Source organism: Pseudomonas oryzagri, assembly GCF_020831405.1.
Taxonomy (GTDB): domain Bacteria; phylum Pseudomonadota; class Gammaproteobacteria; order Pseudomonadales; family Pseudomonadaceae; genus Geopseudomonas; species Geopseudomonas oryzagri.
In genome coordinates this window covers 147704-170397 of record NZ_JAJHPU010000031.1, presented here as the reverse complement: position 1 = coordinate 170397, position 22694 = coordinate 147704, and the positions used below count along the sequence as shown (strand labels likewise).

Here is a 22694-nt window from a genome sequence, read left to right as displayed (position 1 = left end):
ACGCGAAAAGCGTCTGCGCCCGCGGCGCCACTTGCTCGTCCGCGGCGGAACCCTGCAGCTGGCCGGTGGCCGAGGGGCTTCAGCGCTCGGTCAGTTCGCCACACAGGTCGCGGGCGAACCAGTGCTCCACCTCGGCCTGGGTGAGGCCGGCGCCGAGCAGGGCGAACAGCTTGGCCAGCGCCGCCTCGCGGCCCATGCCGCCGCCCGAGACCAGGCCGGTGGCGGCCAGGCGGCTGCCGGCGGCGTAGACGCCGAACTCGACGTGGCCCTCGGCGCACTGGCTGATCGCGCCCAGCACCACGCCGCGCTCATGCGCCTCGCGCAGGGCGGCAAGCAGCGCCGCGTCGTCGGACGGGCCGGTGCCGCTGCCGTAGCACTCCAGCAGCAGACCCTGCACGCCGCTGGCCAGCAGGGCCTGGACCTGTGCGGCCTGCACGCCGGGGAACAGCGGCAGCACGGCGAGCTGCACCGGGCGGCGCGCCTGGCGCCAGGACAGCGCGGCCGGCAGTTCGCCCGCCGCCTCGCCGTGGCGTGGTCGCGCCGGCGCGGCGAAGGCGTCGAAGGCTTCGCTTCTGACCTTGCTGGCGCGCGCTCCGTGCAGCAGGCGGCCATGGAAGTACAGGTGCACGCCGGGGGCGACGCCGCGCGCCAGGGCGGCGAGGGCGCCGAACAGGTTGTCCCAGGCGTCGCCGCCAGCCACCCCCGCCGGCTGCATCGAGCCGGTGAGCAGCACCGGCACATCCAGGCCGAGCAGCAGGAAGGACAGCGCCGCGGCGCTGTAGGCCAGGGTGTCGGTGCCGTGCAGCAGCAGCACGGCGTCGCAGCCGTCTTCCGTCACCGCCGCGACCACCGAGTCGCGCATCGCCAGCCAGTGCGCTTGGGTCATGTTCGCGCTGTCCAGCGGCGGCGAAAGCTCGCGATACACCCAGGCCGGCACCGGCCGCTCGGGATGGGCGGCCTGCTCGGCGCGCAGGCGCGCCTCGAAGCCGGCGGCCGGCGCCAGGCCGTCCGCGCTCATCTGCATGCCGATGGTGCCGCCGGTATAGAGCACCAGCAGCTTGTGGGGGGCGTTCATCGCTTCGGTTCCCGAAAGTCGAGGAGAAAGTTTGGCCGGCATTGTGGCAGCTCGCCTGCTCGGCGGCAGCTAGCCATTAGCAATGCTCGGGATGGGCCGTGCAACTGCTCCAGCCTTCCTTGCGCATCTGCTCGAGGGTCTGCTGCAGGCGCTGCACCAGGGCGTCGGGGGTGTCCTTGTGCAGGGCCAGGTACAGCGGATCGCTGCGCAGGGTCAGCACCTCCTGCAGGCCTTCGGCGCCGGCGCTGCGCGCCAGGTGGCGCCACACCGGCGCGGAGGTGGCCCACAGGTCGATCTGCCCGCTCTGCAGCTTGGCGATGTTGTCCTGGTCGCTGAGGGTGGCCTGGGCGGCGATGCCCTGGCCGGCCAGCAGCTCGCTCACCGCGCCGCTCTTGTAGGCGCCGATGCGGTAGTCGCGCGCCTGCGCGAGGCTCGCCAGCTGGAAGCTTCGGCCGGGCGCGGCGACCAGCACGCTGTCGTAGCTGGCGATCGGGCCGACCCACTTGAACAGCGCCTCGCGCTCGGCCGAGCGGGTGGTGGAGAACACCGCGCTGCCGGGGTGTGCGAGCACGTGGCGGTACACGCGATCCCAGGGGAAGCGCAGGGTCAGGCTGTAGGCGACGCCGGCGCGGCGCAGCAGCTCGCGGACCAGCTCGGTGCTCTGCCCGACGACCTTGGCGTCGCGGGCGTAGTCGTGGCCGTTGGCGGCCATGTTGAACGGCGGGAAGTTCTCGGTCAGCAGTTCGAGGTGCGCGGCGGGCGCTTCGGCGCGCGCGGCGCCGCAGCCCAGCAGCAGGGCGAGCAGCAGCCCGCCAAGGCGTTTCGGCATGGTCGTGGCTCCGGGAAGGGATCAGGCGCCGCCGGCCGCTACGGCGACCGACAGGGACGGGGAACCGACGGCGCCCGAGGGGAGACGGCCGGCAGCGGCTGCCGGCCGGTGGCTTACGCGCGGGCGGCGAGGTCCGCGCCGGCGCTGGCGGTCGACGCGGCCGGCGCGGCGGCGGCCTTCGGCCAGGCGGCCGGGTCGAGGTCGAGATCGGCGAACTGGCGGGCATCGAACACCGGCTGGGCCACGCCGGCGGCGAGCTGGGCGTCGTAGTCGCGCATCAGGCGCAGGCCGACCTTGAGCAGCATGGCCAGGGCGACCAGGTTGACCAGCGCCAGCAGGGTCATGGTGATGTCGGCGAAGGCGAACACGGTGCCCAGGTTCTGCAGCGAGCCCCAGAGGATCAGCGCCAGCACCAGGCCGCGGTAGATCATCAGCGGGCCGCGGCCACGGCCGACGAGGAACTGCAGGGCGTTCTCGCCGAGGTAGTAGTTGTAGAGGATGCAGGTGAACACGAACAGGCTCAGCGCCACGCTGACGAAGATCCGCCCCCAGTCGCCCACCACCGCGGCCAGCGAGTTCTGGGTCAGCACGATGCCGTCGCCCTCGAAGCCCGGGGTGTAGAAGCCCGACAGCAGGATCAGCAGGGCAGTGCAGGTGCAGATCACGAAGGTGTCGAGGAACACGCTGAAGGCCTGCACCACGCCCTGGGCGACCGGGTGCTTGACCGCAGCCACCGCGGCCACGTTCGGCGCGCTGCCCAGGCCCGCCTCGTTGGCGAACACGCCGCGCTTGACGCCCATCACGATGGCGCTGCCGAGCAGGCCGGCGAAGGCCGGTTCGAGGCCGAAGGCGCTCTTCACGATGGTCGCCAGCATGCCCGGCACCAGCTCGATCTGGGTGGCGATCACGTACAGGGTGACGGCGATGTAGGCCAGAGTCTTGACCGGCACCAGCAGGTCGGAAACCGCGGCGATGCGCTTGATGCCGCCGAGGAACACCAGGCCCAGCAGCACGGCCAGGCCCACGCCGGTGTACTGCACCGGTACGCCGAAGGCGTTCTCCAGCGAATGGGTCACGGTGTAGGACTGCAGGCCGTTGAAGGCGAAGCCGTAGGTGACCAGCAGCAGCACGGCGAAGGTCAGCGCCATCCAGCGCAGCTTGAGGCCGTGCTGGATGTAGTAGGCCGGGCCGCCGCGGTACAGGCCGTCGCCGTCGGCGCGCTTGTAGGCCTGCGCCAGGGTGCACTCGAAGAAGCTGCTGGACATGCCGACCAGCGCGGTCACCCACATCCAGAACACCGCGCCCGGGCCGCCGAGGGTCACGGCGACGCCCACCCCGGCGATGTTGCCGGCGCCGACGCGGCCGGCGAGGCTGAGCATCAGCGCCTGGAACGAGCTGAGCTGGCCGGCGCTGCCCTGGATGGACTCCTTGAACACGGCGAACATGTGGCCGAAATGGCGGAACTGGACGCCGCGCGAGCGCAGGGTGAAGTAGCTGCCCAGACCGACGATCAGCACGATCAGCAGTTTTCCGGACAGGAAATCGTTGAGCATTTCCAGCATGGCGAGGGACCTCGATTCTTGTTGTATTCGAGCGGTGCGAGCGGCCTGGGCCGAGGGGCGTATGGTTGGCCAAGGGGCGGGCGGGGACAATTTCGCGGGTCGCGGCGATGTGATGCGAGTCGATGCTAGAATGGCGTCACTCGCATCACCTGGGCGCGCGCCATGTCCGAAGCCATCGGTCCCAATCTCCGCCTGCTGTGCAGCCACTACCGGTCGATCGCCGAGGTGTGCCGCAAGCTCGGCCTCAACCGCGCCCAGTTCAACAAGTACCTGAGCGGGCAGAGCCGGCCGACGCCCTACAACCTCAAGCGCATCTGCGACTTCTTCGGCGTCGAGGAGTACGAGCTGGGCCTGCCGGCCGAGCAGTTCGCCCACCTGGTCGGCGCGCGCGGCGGCGAGAGCGGCCAGCCGGCGGCCGGCGATCCGCTGCTCGAACTGCTGCGGCCGCTGCGCGACCATTCGTCCAGCCTGGCGCGCTACTGCGGCTACTACTTCGAGTACTCCAACTGCATGTCGGTGCCGGGCACCGTGCTGCTGTCGCTGGTGCACCTGTGGGAGGAGGACGGCAACTTCCTGTTCGAGCGCCAGGAGCGCCAGGAGCGCTCGGCCAGCAGCGATGTGCAGGGCGAGGACTGGGTGCGCTGCCGCTACCTGGGCGCGGCCTTCCAGCTGCAGGACCGCCTGTTCCTGATCGACTACGAGTCGCTCACCCTCAACGAGATGAGCCAGACCATCCTCATCCCCAGCTACAAGAGCCGCATCACCCGCCTCAACGGCCTGAAGACCGGCGTGTCCAGTGGCGACCGCCGCAACCCGGCGTGCACCCGCGTGGTGTGGGAGTACCTGGGCAGCGAGATCAACCGCATCAGCGCCTACCGCCAGGTGCGCCTGTACCGCCCGGACGACCCGCGCATCGACGCCGACATCCGCCAGCGCCTGGCCGTGGCGCCGCTGCGCGACGGGCTGTTCGAGATCGAGTGACGCTCACTCGTCGCGCAGCTCCGCCAGGCCGCGCCGCTGGCGGCCCTCGGCGTCGAAGTTGTCCGCCGCCAGCCAGCGCTCGAACGCGGCGCGGCAGCGCGGCCAGTCGCCGTCGAGCAGGGCGTACCAGGCGGTGTCGCGGTTGCGACCCTTGACCACCAGGTGCTGGCGGAACAGCCCCTCGGCGACGAAGCCCAGGCGCTCGGCGGCGCGTCGCGAGCGCGTGTTGTCGGCGTCGCACTTCCACTCCAGGCGCCGGTAGCCCAGCGCGAACACCAGTCGCGCCAGCAGGTAGATCGCCTCGCTGGCGCCCGGCGTGCGCTGCAGGGGCGGGGCGAACAGCACGTGGCCGATCTCCACGCAGCCGTGGGCGGGCGTGATGCGCATCAGGGCGAGCTGGCCGACCACGTTGCCGCTGGCGTGGTCGCGCACGGCGAAGAACAGCGGGTCGCTGCCGACGGCGACGCCGGCCAGCCAGGCGTCGAACTCGGCGCGCGCGGCGAACGGCCCGTAGGCCATGTACTGCCACTGCTGCGGGTCGGCGGGCGGAGCCTGCAGTGCCGTCCACAGCTGGTCGGCGTGGCGCGCCGGATCGAGCGGTTCGAGGCTGACGAAGCGCCCGGCCAGCGGGGCGTGCGGCGGCAGCGGGCAGCTCTGCCAGTGGGCGAGGTCGGTCACGGGCGTTTCTCCTTCACAGCAGCTGGCGGTACTGGATGAAGCCGGAGCGCTCGGCCAGGCGGTCGTAGAGCTGGCGGCCGGCGTAGTTGGCTTCCTGGGTCAGCCAGTGCACGCGACTGGCGCCGGCGGCGACGGCCTGGGCGCGCACGTGCTCGATCAGCGCGCGGCCGATGCCACCGCCGCGCCGGCCCTCGGCCACGTACAGGTCCTGCAGGTAACAGTAGTCGCCCACCGTCCAGCAGGAGCGGTGGAAGATCCAGTGCACCAGGCCCACCGCCGCGCTGTCGCGCCAGGCCAGGGCGGCGTGCATGGGCTCGGCCGGGTCGAGGAAGCGCTGCCAGGTGACGGCGCTGGTCGCGGCGGGGATCTCGGCCTCGTAGAAGCGCTGGTAGGCCTGCCAGAGCGGCAGCCAGGCGGCGTGGTCGGCGGCGCCGACCGGGCGGATTTCGAGCGGTGGGTGAGACATGCGGGTTCCTTTCCGTGAGTGGATCAGTCGATGACGCTCATGCGCGCGGCCAGCTCGCGGTTGCGCGGATCGCCCGAGGCGGCCAGGCCCGCGCGCACCCCGTCCCGGTCGGCGGCCGGGCGGTTCTGCGAGAGCTTCCACTTGCCCTCCAGGCGGCGGATCGGCAGGGCGAAGCCGACGATGGCGCGCAGCATGCCGTCGATGTAGTCGCGGGGCGCCTCGTCGAGCGACCAGGGCTGCGCCCGGCCGACCTCGTGGCGGTCGCTCAGGCGGCCGAGCAGCCGGCGCAGGCGCTCGGGCTCGTCGAACAGCTCGACCGGGCCGTAGGCGTGCACGGCGACGTAGTTCCAGGTCGGCACCGCCTTGCCGTGCGCGGCCTTGCCCGGATACCAGGACGGGCTGACGTAGGCCTCGGGGCCCTGGAAGATCGCCAGCGCCTCGCCGCCGGCGGCCAGCTCCTGCCAGTGCGGATTGGCCCGCGCGAGGTGGCCGTAGAGGGTGCCGGACTCGCCCTCGCCGGGCTCCAGCAGCAGCGGCAGGTGGCTGGCGGTGAGGCCCTGCGGGCCGTGGCTGACCAGGGTGGCCAGGCGGCTGGCGGCGATCTGCCGGTGCAGCTCGGCGAGATCGTCCTGGCGGAAGGCGGCAGGCAGGTACATGGTGGTTCTCCTCGGGCGATGGGGCCATCCTGACCGGAATATTGGCCTGCTGTAAGATCCATTTCCCGTGACTTTCATGGAGCCAATCCATGGCGCTGCCGCCGCTGCCGGTCGATCTCTCCGGCATCCAGCTGGGCCCCGGCCAGGGGCTCGCCCGCCAGCTGTACCAGGCGCTGCGCGAGCGCATCCTCGACGGTCGCCTGCGCGGCGGCGCGCGCCTGCCGGCCAGTCGCGAACTGGCCGCGCTGCTCGGCGTCTCGCGCAACACCGTGACCCGCGCCTTCGACCAGCTGTACGCCGAGGGCTACGTGGACGGGCGGGTCGGCGCCGGCACCTACGTCAGCGAGCTGGCCGGCGCGGTGCGGCCGCTCGCCACGCCCGCCGGCGGCGCGGCGGCGACGCCGGCGCTGCAACACCTCGCGACCCAGCACCTGCCCGCGCCCCCGGCCGGCGCGCCGCGCGCCTTCCGGGTCGGCGTGCCGGCCTTCGACCTGTTTCCCTTCGAGACCTGGGCGCGGCTGTCGGCGCGCGTCTGGCGCCGCCCCTCGCCGGCGCGCCTGGGCTACGGCGATCCGGCCGGCGACCCGCGCCTGCGCGAGCTGATCGCCGCCTACCTGCGCAGCAGCCGCGGCCTGGCCTGCGACCCGGCGCAGATCGTCATCACCGCCGGCGCCCAGCAGGGCATCGGCCTGTGCGCCCGCTTGCTGGTGCAGCCGGGCGACCGGGTGGCCATCGAGGACCCCGGCTACCGCGCCGCCGGACACGCCTTCGCCGCGGCCGGGGCGCAGCTGGCGGGCATCGCCGTGGACGGCGAGGGGCTGGATACCGCCGCGCTGGAGCGGGCCGGCGCTTGCCGGCTGGTCTACGTCACCCCCTCGCACCAGTACCCCAGCGGCGTCACCCTGTCGCTGGCGCGGCGCCTGCAGTTGCTCGACTGGGCCGAGCGCCACGACGGCTGGATCGTCGAGGACGACTACGACGGCGAGTACCGCTACAGCGGCACGCCGCTGACCCCCTTGGCCGCCCTGGACCGCCGGGGGCGGGTGATATACGTCGGCACCTTCGGCAAGATCGCCTTTCCCGCCCTGCGCCTGGGCTACCTGGTGCTGCCGCCGGCGCTGGCGCAGCCGTTCGCCCGCCGTCTGGCCCTGGACATGCGCCATGTCGAACTCGGCAGCCAGGCGGTGATGGCCGAGTTCATCGCCGCCGGCCACTTCCAGCGGCATATCCGCCGCATGCGCGCGGCCGCCCGCAGTCGCCGCGATGCCCTGCTGTCCGGCTGGCCGCAGGGGATTCCCGGCTGCGCGCCGCTGCCGGCGGTGGAGGCCGGGCTGCACCTGTGCGTGCGGGTCGACGGGATGGCGCGCGAGCGCGCGCTGCTCGCCGCCGCGCAGCGGGTCGGCGTGGAGCTGAACGGCCTGAGTCGCTACTGGCTGCCCGATGGAAACACCCCGGCGGACGCGCGCGCCGGCCTGGTGCTGGGTTTCGCCGCGGTGCCGGAGGCGGAGATCGCCCGCGCCCTGGCGGCGCTGCGCGAGGCGTGGAGCGGGGAGTCGTAGACGGGGAGAGGAAAAAAGAACCCCCGGCACGCTCCGGGGGTGGAGGGAAGAAAAAAGGGACGAGCCGTAAATCGTCCCAAGGGCAAAGGAGGACCCGTCCTCCCCGGCCGGTGAGATGCGCGCGCAATGCTGCATGGCGCTGCGCGGCGGAATGAATCAGGCGTCGCCGGCCACTTTAGTTTTGCCGACAAAAAGACCGCCGGCGTCGCCTGATAAGCGGGTGTGGCCCGGCGCGCGGCCGGGCCGGCGAATCAGCCCTGCAGCGGCACCAGGCGCGGGGCGATCATGTTTTCCGGGCGCAGGATGTCGGCCAGCACCTCCTCGTCGAGCAACTGCTCCTCGCGCACCAGCTCCAGCACGCCGCGGCCGCTGTCCAGCGCCAGCTTGGCGATGCGCGTGGCGTTCTCGTAGCCGATGTAGGGGTTGAGCGCGGTGACCAGGCCGATGGAGTGCTCGACCAGATGCTGGCAGCGCTCGGCGTTGGCGGTGATGTCGACGATGCAGTGCTCGCGCAGCATGTCCATGGCGCGCTGCAGCAGGCGCATCGAGTCGAACATCTTGTAGGCGATCAAGGGCTCCATCACGTTGAGCTGCAGCTGGCCGCCCTCGGCGGCGAGGGTCACCGCCAGGTCGTTGCCGATCACTTCGAAGGCCACCTGGTTGACCGCCTCGGGGATCACCGGGTTGACCTTGCCGGGCATGATCGAGCTGCCCGGCTGGCGCGGCGGCAGGTTGATCTCGTTGATGCCGGTGCGCGGGCCGCTGGACAGCAGGCGCAGGTCGTTGCAGATCTTCGACAGCTTGACCGCGGTGCGCTTGAGCATGCCCGACAGCAGCACGAAGGCGCCCATGTCGTAGGTGGCTTCGATCAGGTCGGCGGCCGGCACCAGCGGCTGGCCGCTGATCGCGGCGAGGCGGGTGACCGCCAGCTTCTGGTAGCGCGGGTCGGCGTTGATGCCGGTGCCGATCGCGGTGCCGCCGAGGTTGACCTCGGTGAGCAGCTCGGGCACCAGGCGCTTCAAGCGGTCGAGGTCCTCGCCCAGGGTGGTGGCGAAGGCGCGGAATTCCTGGCCGAGGGTCATCGGCACGGCGTCCTGCAGCTGGGTGCGACCCATCTTGATGATCCCGGCGAACTCCTCGCCCTTGGCGGCGAAGGCCTGGATCAGGCTGTCCAGGCTGGCCAGCAGGGTGTTGTGGCCGAGCAGGAGGCCCAGGCGAATGGCGGTCGGGTAGGCGTCGTTGGTCGACTGCGCCATGTTCACGTCGTTGTTCGGGTGCAGCGCCTTGTAGTCGCCCTTCGGCCGGCCCATGGCCTCCAGCGCCAGGTTGGCGATCACCTCGTTGGCGTTCATGTTGGTCGAGGTGCCGGCGCCGCCCTGGATCACGTCGACCACGAACTGGTCGTGGTGCTCGCCGCGGATCAGCCGCGAGCAGGCCTTGCTGATCGCCGCGTACTTGGCGTCTTCCAGGTGGCCGAGCTGGTGGTTGGCGTCGGCCGCCGCCTGCTTGACCATCGCCAGGCCGATCACCAGTTTCGGGTAGTGCGAAAGCGGGACGCCGGACAGGCGGAAGTTCTGCACGGCGCGCAGGGTCTGGATGCCGTAGTAGGCATCGGCGGGGACTTCGAGGGTGCCGAGCAGGTCTTTTTCGAGGCGGAAGGATGCAGCAGCGGACATGATGGGATGTCGTTCCGAGGGTATGGCGGTAAGCACCGCGACGCCCATAGATTAGGGCTCGTGGCGGATCGGCTGCCAATGCTGTTGCTTGCTGGGTCATGCCGAATCGGCATAATGAGACTGTAACGACCATTTGACGCCAGCGGAGCCGACATGAACCTGGAAACCAAGTGGCTGGAGGACTTCGTCGCCCTGGCCGCCACCCGCAGCTTTTCCCAGGCGGCGCAAAAGCGCTTCGTCACCCAACCGGCGTTCAGCCGGCGCATCCGCACCCTGGAGGAGGCCCTCGGCCTCACCCTGGTCAACCGTTCGCGCACCCCGGTGGAGCTGACCGAGGCCGGCCAGCTGTTCCTGGTCACCGCGCGCAGCGTGGTCGCCCAGCTCGGCGAGGCGGTGCGCCACCTGCACGACCTCGAAGGCGACCAGGGCGAGGTGCTGCAGATCTCCGCCGCCCACTCGCTGACCCTAGGCTTCTTCCCGGCGTGGATCGCCGGCCTGCGCCGCGCCGGCCTGGCGATCAAGAGCCGCCTGGTGGCCAGCAACGTCGGCGAGGCGGTGCACGCCCTGCGCGACGGCACCTGCGACCTGATCCTCGCCTACCACGACCCCGACGCCGCCCTGCAGCTCGACCCCGAGCTGTTCCCCTCGCTGCACCTGGGCACCACCGCCATGCTGCCGGTGTGCGCGGTGGACGAGGACGGCCGCCCATTGTTCGATCTCGACGGCGGGCAGAGCGTGCCGCTGTTGGCCTACAGCGCCGGCGCCTTCCTCGGCCGCTCGGTCAACCTGCTGCTGCGCCAGCGCGCCCTGCGCTCCACTACGGTGTACGAGACGGCGATGGCCGACAGCCTGAAAAGCATGGCGCTGCAGGGCCTCGGCGTGGCCTGGGTGCCGCGCCTGTCGGTCACCGCCGAACTGGCGCGCGGCGAACTGGCGGTGTGCGGCGGCGAACAGTGGCAGGTGCCGCTGGAGATCCGCCTGTACCGCTGCGCGCTGCTGCACAAGCCGGCGGTGCGGCGGTTGTGGAGGGTGTTGGAGGAGGGGGGCGGGGCTTCTGTCGGTGCCCGCAGTGAAGGCGGCTCGGCTGGGTGATGGAGCGGACACGCTGGACCGGCCGTATCACGTTGTTTTTCTTCCGGGCGCCGCGTTACCCTCAGGGCGGAATGACACCGCACGCAAAGGGATTTTCGGCATGGTGCATAACTACCTTCTTACCCCCGCCCCTACATAGAGGCTGCGCTCGGTCGCGTCGGAGTGTCATCCACCTACCCTGTCAGGGTGTTATGCACCAGTTGGTGTCTAATAATAGTTAGGCCAATAAGGGAATGTCGTGCCAACGCTATCAAAAATTACCCTATTATTGCTTTCTCTCAATTTAAGCTTCTACTCTAACGCAGAAGACAAGTTAATTGATCATTACAAGATTTACTCTGCCTGCATAGATGAGCAGGCACCTATAAATAACAGCGTCGTTCACGGCTGCGCAGAATATGCATCTGACAGTGCAAAAAAGGAAATCACGCTACTTTACAGAAAAATTTACAAGTATATTTCAGCTTCGTCTATCGATGACGCACTGAAGTTTGAGAAGGCACAGCAGGCTTGGATATCATATCGAAATAACCACTGTGAGCTTTATGGTTCTTATGTCGGCTCTCCGATGTACTCATATTGCCCAATGATGTTAAACATCTCCAGAGCTATAGAGCTTCGTGAACTTGCCAATCTTCAGTAACTTAACAATCCTAACAGCTTGTTCAAATCGTTCACTACGCTCACTTGGACGGGCTAAAGCCCGCCCCTTAACCAAGCGTTAGGGATAAACATGGCTCGGACTATCGGCATGGCCATATTGCTAATCAGTCAGATTACGTTAGCTGAGGAGCCACTGTATCTATGCAAGGTCGATGAGGAGATTATTTTTGGATGCGAAATAAAAGACAAGCTTATATCTATATGCGCATCTAAAAAATTCAGCAAAACCACGGGATATACACAGTACCGTTTCGGAACTTCTGAAAAAATCGAATTCTCATATCCCGCTTCAAAAAAGCCACCCGAAGGTATTTTCTTCTTGGGAAGGACTGGCTACTCTGGCGGTGGAGCAAACATAGTCCGTTTCAATAACTCTGGCTATGAATACCTGATTTTTGACAGCATGATAAGAACCAACTTTGCACCGGGCGAGCCAAATGATCCAGAGTTCAAAGCAGGCATAGTCACGCGACACAATGGAAAAATAACTTCTACGCGCTTTTGCGCGGACAACGCAGCCAGTATACGATCTGCAGCATTTGAAGTATTTGAGAGAGAGGATTTCGACTACGAGGTCATACCCTAACTATTGGTTCAAGTTGCTCGCTTCGCTCACTCGGGACCGGCCAAGGCTGGCCCCTTAACCAGACGTTAGGCCTCCTATGGCATCCAAGAAAGAGCTTCACTACGAGCCATCGGTGTTCCCTGCTTTTGATTTTGGGCACGTTCTTCCGCCCAAAGTCACTTCAGCGAAGGTAAAAAATGCTGAAATCCGTGGGTCTTTGTCTGCAGCCATATATCTAGCAAGCCAAATCGAACTTGCACAAGGCTCCATCCGCCTGCGCGTGGAGCCAATCAGAAGTGCCTACTTTAGGGCGGCTTTGTCAGAAATTGTGCGGGTCGAAGATATTGCAAAGGCATCTAAGAAGAACTTCAAATTCACGGAAAGCCATGACCCTCTGCTCCATATAATTAAGCTGCTTCGAAACTATCAAGTTCATGTGGGGGTCTTCAAGCTTGAGGCCGGTTCCATAGGAGTTCAGCATGGAGATGCGGAAGGCATCTACGAGTCATTTATCGTTGACAACCTATCGGTCAAAGAACTTAGTAAGCTTGACAGCGCATCGAAGTACACAGATGGGCAGCTTGAGGAGCTCTTGCGCTTGTTCGACATCCATCAACGAAAGTTTGGCGTAGTTCAATTGCTTTACAACAGCTGTCTTCATGTTGGAGAACTCGTTGGAAAATTCTAACCTGTATTTCGGCCCTACCTGTGAAACATCTGCTATCAGCTTAACTAGATGGTCAAGCCGGCACCCAAATGCTTCGCTTGTGGGTGCCTTCCATGCGTCGCACTCCGGCGCGGCTTACCGCAAGCGTTAGCGAGTAGGGTGGAAAACGGTGCAACTCGGTAGGGTGGGTAACTCGCGCAGCGAATACCCATCGTTTGCATTGGTAGACAAGGCTACGCCGTTGTCTACCATGTTTGCTGAACTGCCACGGTAAAGAGTACAAGGAGATTATGTGCGGGAGTACAAAGGAAGCTGCCATTGCGGTGCAATAAAATTTCAATTCCAAGCCGCTGTCATTGAAATTGGCTTGCGCTGTAACTGCTCCATTTGCCAAAGGAAAGGAGCACTGATGAGCTCCTTCACGCTGTCCCCTATAGAGTTAACCATCACTGCCGCCGCTGATGTCATCTCAACCTACGAGTTCGGTAGTTGTATTGCAAGGCATCATTTCTGCAGCAAATGCGGTATCTATCCATTTCATCAGACAATGAGAAAGCCAGGTCATTATCGTGTCAATCTCGGTTGCCTGGAGGACATTGATACATCCTTGCTTCCGTTTGAAATATTCAATGGCGCTAACATTGATATTTAATATATCCATGCGCCCGGCTATCGCTCGTTTTGTTCGCCGGGCTATGCCCGGTAAGTAGGCGGATTATGCAACGATTGCCTATCGTTGGTATTGGTAGTCAAGGCTGCGCCGTTGTTTCCCCTACTTGCTGCCTATCAGGGCCTATAAGGTATACACTCAATGAATCGCCAAACTATGCTCTTGGTATTGCTACTGTTATCAATGTCAAATTATGCACAGGCCAAGTGTGAGCTGTCTGAGGAATTATGCGAAGCGCAAGCGGAGTATGAGGGAGTAGATGGTTCGCTGAATAAAATCTATCAAGAGATTTTAGTGAAAATAAATTCAGGTGGTTTTGATGATGGTCTGGTTTCCCGAGATGATTTGCTAAAAACTCTCAAGGTAAGTCAAAGGACTTGGTTGAGATTTAGAGATGCAAATTGCCATGCTTACTATACTTTGTTTAGTGGTGGCACTTCACGTAATTTGGATCTTATGGTATGTCAAAGTGAAATGACTAAAGAAAGAATCACATTTCTCAGGAAAATCTACCTGGAAGGTAGAGTAATGGGTGTTTAAAAAATCGCTCAATTGTTAGTTGCTTTCTGTTCTGGACGGTCGAAATCCACATCGATTAATCATGGGCTAAGCTCAGGAAATTCCATGCCCGCTACCGCAATGATGTCAACGGTGTTCCGGCCAACGGTCCATCAGCGCTATCGCGGCGCTAGGGTGTGGCGGCTCTATTATCTAGAGCTTTCTACATCTTTCATGTTTGTTGAGGGTTGCCAGTGAAATTGATTAAAAAGGTACTGATTCTTTCTATTCTGCTGCTGATGGCTTTTGTCGTTTATGCGAATCTGAAGGTGATCGAGTATCAAGAATTTTCCGGTGATGTAATAAGTGGATTGCCAGTCGAGAAGGCGTGCCTGCTGCTCGGTACTTCAAAGTATCTGTCGAATGGCGGCGAGAACCAGTTCTACAAGTTCAGGATCGAGGCTGCAAAACAGGTGTATACGGCAGGCAAGTGCTCCAAGATCGTCGTATCTGGAGATAATCGCCGCGTTGACTACAACGAGCCGGAGGAGATGAGGAAAAGCCTGATAGAGCAGGGCGTTCCGCTAGCGGATATTTACTGTGACTATGCCGGGGGTAGAACCCTGGATTCGGTGGTCAGATTCAAGCATATCTTCGGTCAGGCGTCCGGTATCGTGATTTCCCAGGAGTTTCACAATGCGCGGGCCATTTATATCGGCAGCGCCCATGGTATCGATCTCGCAGGTTTCAACGCCCGGGAAGTGGACGCTTATAATGCTTTCGGTACAAAGGTACGCGAGGTGTTTTCAAGGGTTCGAGCAGTCGCCGACGTAGAAATTCTTAATTCGGAACCGCGGCATTATGGAGAGCCGATACGGCTATGAGTGCATCCCACAAGCCGGGCTCTCCCTTCCACTGATGAGCAGGGGCGCTGCCTACCCCCCCAACCCCCGCATCGAAGACCTTAACTTGTACCTATCCCCCGGATGAATCAGCCGCGCGTAGCTGATCAGGTTCTCGCCCGACCAGGTGCGGCGGATCATCGACAGGCAGGGCGCGGTGGTGTCGATGCCCAGCGCGCTGGCGGTGGGTTGGTCGACCAGCACGGCCTCCACCACGTGCTCGACGTCGGAGATCGGGCAGGCGGCGACCAGTACTTCGTTGGGGGTGTGCTGCGAAAAATCGGTGGTCAGGTAGTCGGGCACCCAGCGCGGGTTGACGAAGCGTTCCTCGAGCTGGATCGGCAGTTCGTCCTCGCGGTGCACGAGGATGGTGTGGAACACCTGGCTGCCCAGGCGCACGCCCAGGCGCAGGGCCACCTCGTCGTCGGCGGCGATGGCTTCGCAGCGCAGCACGTCGTTGGAGTAGCGGTGGCCGCGGCCGCGGACCTCGGCGGCGATGTTGAGCACTTCCTGCAGCGAGGATTCGGCCTTGCGGTCGGTGACGAAGGTGCCGAGGCCGGCCTGGCGCACCAGGTAGCCCTTCTGCACCAGGTCGCGGATCGCCTTGTTGGCGGTCATCCGGCTGACGCCGAAGTCGCGGGCCAGCTGTTCCTCCGGGGGGATCTGGTGGTGCGCCGGGTAGGCGCCGCTGTTGATCCGCTCGAGCAGGTGCTCCTCGATCTGCTTGTAGCGCGGTGTGCTGGTCACGGCTGGTCCCTTTTCTTGTTCGCGGCTGGGGCGATGATACCCAAGCGCGGGCCGGTCGCGCTCCTGCGACCGGCCCGCGGCGGGTGGCGGCGCGGGGCGCCGCCGGCCGAAACCGCTTACTCGGCGACCATCTCGACCCGCGCCGCTTCGGCGCGGGCGGCCGCGGCGGGCTTGACCCAGGTCCAGTAGGCCGCGCCGAGCAGGGCGATCCACACCGCGCCGACCCACAGCGCCGGCTGGGTGTCCGGGAAGTAGCCGAGCACGCCGAACACGAACAGCATGAAGGCGATGGCCACCGCCGGGCCGACCGGCCACAGCGGCACCGGGAACTGCAGCGCGGCGACCTGCTCGCGGCTCATGCGCCGGCGCATGCCGACCTGGGAGAGCAGGATCATCAGCCACACCCATACGGTGGCGAAGGTGGCGATCGAGGCGATCAGCAGGAACACGTTTTCCGGGATCAGGTAGTTGAGCAGCACGCCGAGCAGCAGGGTGCCGCCCATTACCACCACCGTCATCCACGGCACGCCGGCGTTCGACACCCTGGCGAAGCCCGCCGGCGCCTGGCCCTGCTGGGCCATGCCGTAGAGCATGCGGCCGGCGCCGAAGATGTCGCTGTTGATCGCCGAGATGGCGGCGGAGATCACCACGATGTTGAGGATGGTCGCCGCCGAGCCGATGCCCAGGCCGTCGAAGATCTGCACGAACGGGCTGCCCTGGCTGCCGATCTGCGGCCACGGGAAGATCGCCATCAGCACGAACAGGGTCAGCACGTAGAACAGCAGGATGCGCACCGGCACGGCGTTGATCGCCCGCGGCAGCACCTTGTGCGGCTCCTGCGCCTCGCCGGCGGTGATGCCGATGATCTCGATGCCGCCGAAGGCGAACACCACCACGGCGAAGGAGGCGATCAGCCCGCCGATGCCGTTGGGCATGAAGCCACCGTGCTCCCACAGGTTGTGGATGCCGGTGGCCGCGCCGCCGTCGGCGAGGCCCACGCCGTAGAGCATGATGCCGAGGCCGGCGAGGATCATCGCGACGATGGCGCCGACCTTGAGCAGCGACAGCCAGAACTCCATCTCGCCGAACGCCTTGACGCTGCACAGGTTGAGCGCGCCGATGAAGCAGACGATGCCGAGCACCCAGATCCAGCGGTCCACCTCGGGGAACCAGAAGCCCATGTACACGCCGAAGGCGGTGACGTCGGCGAGGCAGACGATGAGCATCTCGAAGGCGTAGGTCCAGCCGGTGACGAAGCCGGCCAGCGGGCCGAGGTAGCTGCTGGCGTACTGGCCGAAGGAGCCGGCCACCGGGTTGTGCACCGCCATCTCGCCGAGGGCGCGCATGACCATGTACACCGCGGCGCCGGCGATCAGGTAGGCGAGCAGCACCGAGGGGCCGGCGGCCTTGATGGCCGAGGCCGAGCCGTAGAACAGGCCGGTGCCGATCGCCGAGCCGAGCGCGATGAAGCGGATATGACGGGCCGACAGCCCCCGCTTCAGGCCGGTGGAATGCGTTTGCATGGTGGTTCTCCTGAGTTGTTCTTGTAGGGAGAAAGGGCCGGCGCCACCCGCGGGGCGGGTGGTGCACGGCACGTGGGGGAGGACGCGGGGCGCTTACAGGCTGGGCAGCAACCCGGCCGGCATCAGCGCGTTGAGGCCGCGCGCGGCGAGCAGCGCGCTGGCCGCCTCGATGTCCGGGGCGAAGAAGCGGTCTTCCTGGTAGTAGGGCACCCGGTTGCGCAGCAGGCTGCGCGCCTGCTCCAGCTTCGGCGAGGTCTTCAGGCCGGTGCGGAAGTCCAGCCCCTGGCAGGCGCCCAGCCATTCGATGGCGAGGATGCCGCGCACGTTGTCGGCCATGCTCCACAGGCGCTTGCCGGCGTTCGGCGCCATGGACACGTGGTCCTCCTGGTTGGCCGAGGTCGGCAGGCTGTCGACGCTGTGCGGATGGGCCAGGGCCTTGTTGTCGCTGGCCAGCGCCGCGGCGGTGACCTGGGCGATCATGAAGCCGGAGTTCACCCCGCCGTTGGCCACCAGGAACGGCGGCAGCTGCGACATGTGCATGTCCATCATCAGCGAGATGCGCCGCTCGGACAGCGAGCCGATCTCGGCGATGGCCAGCGCCAGGTTGTCGGCGGCCATGGCCACCGGCTCGGCGTGGAAGTTGCCGCCGGAGATCACGTCGCCCTCGGCGGCGAACACCAGCGGGTTGTCCGACACGGCGTTGGCCTCGATCTGCAGCACCTCGGCGGCCTGGCGCAGCTGGGTCAGGCAGGCGCCCATCACCTGCGGCTGGCAGCGCAGCGAGTAGGGGTCCTGGACCTTGTCGCACTTCTCGTGGGAGCGGGCGATCTCGCTGCTGGCGCCGAGCAGGTCGCGGTAGGCGCTGGCCACGTCGATCTGCCCGCGCTGGCCGCGGGCGGCGTGGATGCGCGCATCGAACGGGGCGCGCGAGCCGAGCATGGCCTCGACGCTGAGACCGCCGCACACGGTGGCGGCGGCGAACAGGTCCTCGCCCTCGAACAGGCCGCGCAGCGCGTAGGCGGTGGAAGCCTGGGTGCCGTTGAGCAGGGCCAGGCCCTCCTTGGCGGCCAGGGTCAAAGGCTCCAGACCGGCCACCGCCAGCGCCTCGCGGCCGTCGATCCACTGGCCCTGGTAGCGCGCGCGGCTCTCGCCGAGCAGCACCAGCGACATGTGCGCCAGCGGGGCGAGGTCGCCGGAGGCGCCCACCGAGCCCTTCAGCGGGATGTGCGGGTAGACCTCGGCGTTGATCAGGGCGAGCAGCGCGTCGATCACCTTGCGGCGGATGCCGGAGAAGCCGCGCGCCAGGCTGTTGACCTTGAGCAGCATGATCAGGCGCACCATGGCGTCGTCCAGCGGCTCGCCGACGCCGGCGGCGTGCGACAGCACCAGGGAGCGCTGCAGCTTCTCCAGGTCGGCCGGGGCGATGCGGGTCGAGGCCAGCAGGCCGAAGCCGGTGTTGATGCCGTAGGCGGTGCGGCCTTCGGCGATGATGCTCTCGACGCAGGCCACGCTGGCGTCGATGGCGGCGTGGCATCCGCTGTCCAGGGTCACGCGCAGCGGCTGGTGGTAGGCGGCGCGCAGCTGGGCGAGGGTCAGCTGGCCGGGAACGAGATGCAGGTTGTGGGTCATGGCTCAGGCTTCCTTCACCGGGTTGATCATCGGCAGGTCGAGACCCTGCTCTTGGGCGCAGTCGATGGCGATCTGGTAGCCGGCGTCGGCGTGGCGCATCACCCCGGTACCCGGGTCGTTGCGCAGCACGCGGCCGAGGCGGGCGTGGGCGTCCGGGGTGCCGTCGGCGACGATCACCACCCCCGAGTGTTGCGAATAACCCATGCCCACGCCACCGCCGTGGTGCAGCGACACCCAGGTGGCGCCGCCGGCGGTATTCAGCAGGGCGTTGAGTAGCGGCCAGTCGGACACGGCGTCGGAGCCGTCGAGCATGGCCTCGGTCTCGCGGTTGGGGCTGGCCACCGAGCCCGAATCCAGGTGGTCGCGGCCGATGACGATCGGCGCCTTCAGCTCGCCGCTCGCCACCATCTGGTTGAACGCCTGGGCGAGGCGCGCGCGGTCCTTCAGGCCGACCCAGCAGATGCGCGCCGGCAGGCCCTGGAAGCTGATGCGCTCGCGGGCCATGTCCAGCCAGCGGTGCAGGTGCGGGTTGTCGGGGATCAGCTCCTTGACCTTGGCGTCGGTCTTGTAGATGTCCTCCGGGTCGCCGGACAGCGCCACCCAGCGGAACGGGCCGATGCCCTGGCAGAACAGCGGGCGGATGTAGGCCGGGACGAAGCCGGGGAAGTCGAAGGCGTTCTTGACGCCCTCTTCCAGGGCCATCTGGCGGATGTTGTTGCCGTAGTCGAAGGTCGGCACGCCCATCTTCTGGAAGTCGAGCATGGCCTGCACGTGCACGGCCATCGAGCGCTTGGCGGCCTTGGCCACCGCCTCCGGCTCGACCTTGCCGCGCGCGACGTACTCGTCCCAGCTCATGCCCAGCGGCAGGTAGCCGTGCAGCGGGTCGTGGGCGCTGGTCTGGTCGGTGACCAGGTCCGGGCGCACGCCGCGGCGCACCAGCTCCGGGAGGATCTCGGCGGCGTTGCCGCACAGGGCGATGGACACCGCCTTGCCGGCGCTGGTGTAGCGGTCGATGCGCGCCAGGGCGTCGTCCAGATCGGTGGCCTGCTCGTCGACGTAGCGGGTGCGCAGGCGGAAGTCGATGCGCGACTGCTGGCACTCGATGTTCAGCGAGCAGGCGCCGGCGAGGCTCGCGGCCAGCGGCTGGGCGCCGCCCATACCGCCCAATCCGGCGGTCAGCACCCAGCGCCCGGTCAGGTCGCCGTTGTAGTGCTGGCGACCGGCCTCGACGAAGGTCTCGTAGGTGCCCTGGACGATGCCCTGGCTGCCGATGTAGATCCAGCTGCCGGCGGTCATCTGGCCGTACATGGCCAGCCCCTTGCGGTCCAGCTCGTTGAAGTGCTCCCAGGTGGCCCAGTGCGGCACCAGGTTGGAGTTGGCCAGCAGCACGCGCGGGGCGTCCTTATGGGTCTCGAACACGCCGACCGGCTTGCCGGACTGGATCAGCAGGGTCTGGTTGTCCTCCAGGCGCTCGAGCACCTCGACGATCTTGTCGAAGCACTGCCAGTTGCGCGCGGCGCGGCCGATGCCGCCGTAGACCACCAGATCCTCGGGTTTTTCCGCCACGTCCGGGTGCAGGTTGTTCATCAGCATGCGCAGCGGCGCTTCGGTCAGCCAGCTCTTGCAACGCAGGGTGCTGCCGGTCGGGGCGGCGATCTTGCGGCTCGGGTCGTGGCGCGGATCGATGGTGCTCATCGGGGTTCCTCTTTCGCTTGTTTTTGTTGGGGCGTGGGGTTGGGGTCAGCCGTGCAGGGACAGCCGGTGGATCAGGCGCGCCGCCACGCGGGCGGTGCGGTGGTCCTGGTCGTGTTCGGGGTTCAGTTCGGCCAGCTCGGCGAGCAGCAGCTTGCCGCTGGCCTGCAGGCGCTCGATCAGCGGTTCGAGCAGGGCGATGGAGACGCCGTGGGCGGCCGGTGCGCTGACGCCGGGGCCTTCCCAGGCCGGCAGCACGTCGAGGTCGACGGTCAGGTAGACGGCGTCGCACTCGGCGATAAAGGCGTCCAGCTCGGCACCGATGGCATCGAGGGTGCTTTCGCGGATCTCGAAGTCCTCGCGCACCAGCACGCCCAGCTCGGCGGCCGTGTGGAACAGCGCGCGGGTGTTGGCGGCGCGGCTGACGCCGAGGCAGGCGTAGCGGAACGGCCAGCCGCGCGCGGCGCAGGCCTCGGCGATCTGCGCGAAGGGCGTGCCCGAGGAGTGCACGTGGGCCGGGTCGCGCAGGTCGAAGTGGGCGTCGAAGTTGACGATGGCCAGGCGCGGGGCTCTTTCTTGGGAGGCGCCGAGTTTGGTGGACAAGTGCGCGGCGATGCCCTGCCAGCTGCCGAAGGCCACCTCGTGGCCGCCGCCGAGCACCACCGGCAGGTGGCCGGCGCCGAGCAGCTCGGCGACGCTGGCGCCCAAGCGCTGCTGGGCGGCGTCCAGATCGCCATCGCTGCAGCAGACGTCGCCCGCATCGAAGGCCGGGCCCTGGCGGTGCCAGGCCAGGTTGGCGAGCATCTTGCGGATCGCGGCCGGGGCGTTGGCGGCGCCGACGCGGCCCTGGTTGCGGCGCACGCCCTCGTCGCAGGCGAAGCCGAGCAGGGCCAGGCCCGGCTGCTGGCTTTCGGCGAGCGGCTGGATGCGCTGGTGCCAGCGCGGGCTGTCGGCCTCGGGGTCGACGCGGCCGCTCCAGACGTCCAGGTTCAGGCGATCAACGTTCATTCGTCATGGCTCCATTGAAGATGCGCTGGCGCAGGCGCCCGGCCTGCACCGCGTAGGCCAGCTCGGCGGCGCGGGCGACGTCCCACAGGCACAGGTCGGCCGGCGCTCCTTCGGCGATGCGGCCCAGCTGCGGCTGGCCGAGGGCGCGCGCGCCGTGGGCGGTCATGCCGGAGAGCGCCTCGCGCGGGGTCAGGCGGAACAGGCTGCAGGCCAGGTTGAGCAGCAGGGTGGGCAGGAACAGCGGCGAGGTGCCGGGGTTGGCGTCGCTGGCCACCGCCATCGGCACGCCGTACTGGCGCAGCAGCGCGATCGGCGGGCGCTGGGTTTCGCCAAGCACCAGGAAGGCACCGGGCAGCAGGGTGGCGACGGTGCCGGCCTCGGCCATGGCGGCGACGCCGGCCTCGTCGAGATATTCGATATGGTCGGCGGAAAGGCCGTGGTGGCGCGCCACCAGCGCGCTGGCGCCCTGGTTGGACAGCTGCTCGGCGTGCGCCTTGATAGCCAGGCCGTGGCGCGCGGCGGCGGCGAACACCCGTTCGCACTGCGCCGGGCTGAAGGCGATGGACTCGCAGAACACGTCCACCGCATCGGCCAGCTTCTCGGCGGCGGCCGCCGGGATCATCTCCTCGCAGACCAGCTCGATGTAGGCATCGGCGTTGCCGGTGTACTCCGCCGGCAGGGCATGGGCGCCGAGCAGGGTGGTCAGCACCCGCACCGGCAGTTCCGCGCCGAGGCGGCGGGCGACGCGCAGCAATTTGAGCTCGTCCTCGACCGACAGGCCGTAGCCGGACTTGATCTCCACCGTGGTCACGCCGTCGGCGATCAGCGCTTCCAGGCGCGGGCGGGCCAGGGCGAACAGCTCGTCCTCGCAGGCTTCGCGGGTGGCACGCACGGTGCCGAGGATGCCGCCGCCGGCGCGGGCGATCTCCGCGTAGCTGGCGCCTTCCAGACGCTGCTCGAACTCGCCGGCGCGGTTGCCGGCGTACACCAGGTGGGTGTGGCAGTCGACCAGGCCAGGGGTCAGCAGCCCGCCGCCCCCGGCCAGTCGCGCGCCGGCGACGCGCGCCTCGTCCAGCTCGGCCATCGGGCAGAGCAGGGCGACGCGGCCGTCCTCGACCAGCACGGCCATCGGCTCGGGCAGCTCCTTGTGGCCGTCGAAGACGCCGACGTCGCGCCACAGCAGGCGGGGGGTGGAGGTTGCGGGCATGGGCTGGATGACCTTCGGTTGGCGTTAGTTGTATATACAATATGAGCGAGGACGCAGGTCGTCAACACCTGCGGTTGCCGTTGGTCCGGCAGATTCCGTCCGGGCGCCGCGGTGGAGGCCGGGAAGGCAGGCAGGGCCAAGGCTGGCAGGGGTGGGTGGGGTGGCCGGGAAACCAGGCTGCTGGGCGGTGAAGGTGAGGTGGCGGGCGGAGGGATTGGCTGGTGGCGGTTGCGGGACGGCAGTTCATGTATATACATTTGTAGCCGACGGGCGCGATCCCGTCGGAACCGGCTGGCGGGCGCCGCTCTCGACGCAACAGGGCATCGCCCGCCAGCTGGCTCATGCCAAG

At 66.9% G+C, this 22694-nt stretch carries 22 protein-coding genes; 9 read left to right on the top strand and 13 right to left on the bottom strand.

Going from position 1 to position 22694, the window contains the following annotated elements:
* Positions 1-79: 79 nt before the first annotated feature.
* The 3 genes from LMJ29_RS11440 to LMJ29_RS11430 form a co-directional block, all read right to left on the bottom strand.
* Positions 80-1075 (bottom strand): asparaginase, encoded by a 996-nt coding sequence (locus tag LMJ29_RS11440; protein WP_229605642.1) that lies wholly within the window; start codon positions 1073-1075, stop codon positions 80-82.
* A gap of 76 nt (positions 1076-1151) precedes the next feature.
* Positions 1152-1904 carry a substrate-binding periplasmic protein gene (locus tag LMJ29_RS11435; protein ID WP_229605641.1) on the bottom strand — a complete coding sequence of 251 codons (753 nt, stop codon included), beginning with the start codon at positions 1902-1904 and terminating at the stop codon, positions 1152-1154.
* A gap of 113 nt (positions 1905-2017) precedes the next feature.
* The gene (locus LMJ29_RS11430; RefSeq protein WP_229605640.1) at positions 2018-3466 is read right to left on the bottom strand and encodes an alanine/glycine:cation symporter family protein; all 1449 of its coding nucleotides are present in this window, start codon (positions 3464-3466) and stop codon (positions 2018-2020) included.
* Between the two features lie 162 nt (positions 3467-3628).
* Between LMJ29_RS11430 and LMJ29_RS11425 the strand changes: the two genes are divergently transcribed.
* Positions 3629-4447, top strand: coding sequence for a helix-turn-helix domain-containing protein (locus LMJ29_RS11425; protein WP_229605639.1), 819 nt, complete (start codon positions 3629-3631; stop codon positions 4445-4447).
* A gap of 3 nt (positions 4448-4450) precedes the next feature.
* On the opposite strand, the gene LMJ29_RS11420 is transcribed toward LMJ29_RS11425, so the two are convergent.
* From LMJ29_RS11420 to LMJ29_RS11410, 3 genes are read right to left on the bottom strand one after another with little or no spacing between them, the layout of a single operon-like run.
* Positions 4451-5125 carry a GNAT family N-acetyltransferase gene (locus LMJ29_RS11420; RefSeq protein ID WP_229605638.1) on the bottom strand — a complete coding sequence of 225 codons (675 nt, stop codon included), beginning with the start codon at positions 5123-5125 and terminating at the stop codon, positions 4451-4453.
* Between the two features lie 13 nt (positions 5126-5138).
* Positions 5139-5591, bottom strand: a complete 453-nt coding sequence (locus tag LMJ29_RS11415; protein ID WP_229605637.1) for a GNAT family N-acetyltransferase — start codon at positions 5589-5591, stop codon at positions 5139-5141.
* A gap of 23 nt (positions 5592-5614) precedes the next feature.
* The gene (locus tag LMJ29_RS11410) at positions 5615-6247 is read right to left on the bottom strand and encodes an FMN-binding negative transcriptional regulator (protein WP_229605636.1); all 633 of its coding nucleotides are present in this window, start codon (positions 6245-6247) and stop codon (positions 5615-5617) included.
* Between the two features lie 89 nt (positions 6248-6336).
* Here LMJ29_RS11410 and pdxR point away from each other — a divergent pair, with 89 nt between their 5' ends.
* Complete coding sequence (pdxR, locus tag LMJ29_RS11405) at positions 6337-7806, top strand: MocR-like pyridoxine biosynthesis transcription factor PdxR (protein ID WP_229605635.1); 1470 nt, start codon at positions 6337-6339, stop codon at positions 7804-7806.
* Positions 7807-8057: 251 nt separating this feature from the next.
* Here the strand turns inward: pdxR and LMJ29_RS11400 are convergent, their stop codons facing one another.
* Positions 8058-9482 carry an aspartate ammonia-lyase gene (locus LMJ29_RS11400; RefSeq protein WP_229605634.1) on the bottom strand — a complete coding sequence of 475 codons (1425 nt, stop codon included), beginning with the start codon at positions 9480-9482 and terminating at the stop codon, positions 8058-8060.
* 153 nt (positions 9483-9635) lie between these two features.
* Here LMJ29_RS11400 and LMJ29_RS11395 point away from each other — a divergent pair, with 153 nt between their 5' ends.
* The 7 genes from LMJ29_RS11395 to LMJ29_RS11365 all read left to right on the top strand — a co-directional run bounded on the left by LMJ29_RS11395 (position 9636) and on the right by LMJ29_RS11365 (position 14521).
* Complete coding sequence (locus LMJ29_RS11395; protein WP_229605633.1) at positions 9636-10574, top strand: LysR substrate-binding domain-containing protein; 939 nt, start codon at positions 9636-9638, stop codon at positions 10572-10574.
* A gap of 238 nt (positions 10575-10812) precedes the next feature.
* On the top strand, positions 10813-11217 hold the full coding sequence (locus tag LMJ29_RS11390; RefSeq protein ID WP_229605632.1) for a lysozyme inhibitor LprI family protein: 405 nt from the start codon (positions 10813-10815) through the stop codon (positions 11215-11217).
* 90 nt (positions 11218-11307) lie between these two features.
* Positions 11308-11823: a hypothetical protein gene (locus tag LMJ29_RS11385; RefSeq protein ID WP_229605631.1), complete on the top strand. Its 516-nt coding sequence runs from the start codon at positions 11308-11310 to the stop codon at positions 11821-11823.
* 76 nt (positions 11824-11899) lie between these two features.
* Entirely contained in the window at positions 11900-12490 is a 591-nt protein-coding gene (locus LMJ29_RS11380) for a hypothetical protein (RefSeq protein ID WP_229605630.1), read from the top strand.
* A 271-nt stretch (positions 12491-12761) separates the two neighbouring features.
* On the top strand, positions 12762-13121 hold the full coding sequence (locus LMJ29_RS11375) for a GFA family protein (RefSeq protein ID WP_319942216.1): 360 nt from the start codon (positions 12762-12764) through the stop codon (positions 13119-13121).
* Between the two features lie 159 nt (positions 13122-13280).
* Positions 13281-13679, top strand: a complete 399-nt coding sequence (locus tag LMJ29_RS11370) for a lysozyme inhibitor LprI family protein (protein ID WP_229605628.1) — start codon at positions 13281-13283, stop codon at positions 13677-13679.
* 212 nt (positions 13680-13891) lie between these two features.
* Entirely contained in the window at positions 13892-14521 is a 630-nt protein-coding gene (locus LMJ29_RS11365; RefSeq protein WP_229605627.1) for a SanA/YdcF family protein, read from the top strand.
* A gap of 51 nt (positions 14522-14572) precedes the next feature.
* Here the strand turns inward: LMJ29_RS11365 and hutC are convergent, their stop codons facing one another.
* The 6 genes from hutC to hutI form a co-directional block, all read right to left on the bottom strand.
* Entirely contained in the window at positions 14573-15286 is a 714-nt protein-coding gene (hutC, locus tag LMJ29_RS11360) for a histidine utilization repressor (RefSeq protein ID WP_229605626.1), read from the bottom strand.
* Between the two features lie 116 nt (positions 15287-15402).
* The gene (locus LMJ29_RS11355) at positions 15403-16809 is read right to left on the bottom strand and encodes an amino acid permease (protein WP_229605625.1); all 1407 of its coding nucleotides are present in this window, start codon (positions 16807-16809) and stop codon (positions 15403-15405) included.
* Between the two features lie 93 nt (positions 16810-16902).
* Entirely contained in the window at positions 16903-18438 is a 1536-nt protein-coding gene (gene hutH / locus LMJ29_RS11350; RefSeq protein ID WP_229605624.1) for a histidine ammonia-lyase, read from the bottom strand.
* 3 nt (positions 18439-18441) lie between these two features.
* Positions 18442-20133 (bottom strand): urocanate hydratase, encoded by a 1692-nt coding sequence (gene hutU / locus LMJ29_RS11345; RefSeq protein ID WP_229605623.1) that lies wholly within the window; start codon positions 20131-20133, stop codon positions 18442-18444.
* 45 nt (positions 20134-20178) lie between these two features.
* On the bottom strand, positions 20179-21138 hold the full coding sequence (hutG, locus tag LMJ29_RS11340) for a formimidoylglutamase (RefSeq protein WP_229605622.1): 960 nt from the start codon (positions 21136-21138) through the stop codon (positions 20179-20181).
* Complete coding sequence (gene hutI / locus LMJ29_RS11335) at positions 21128-22345, bottom strand: imidazolonepropionase (protein ID WP_229605621.1); 1218 nt, start codon at positions 22343-22345, stop codon at positions 21128-21130. The genes hutG and hutI overlap by 11 nt, the downstream gene beginning before the upstream one ends.
* Positions 22346-22694 lie beyond the last annotated feature (349 nt).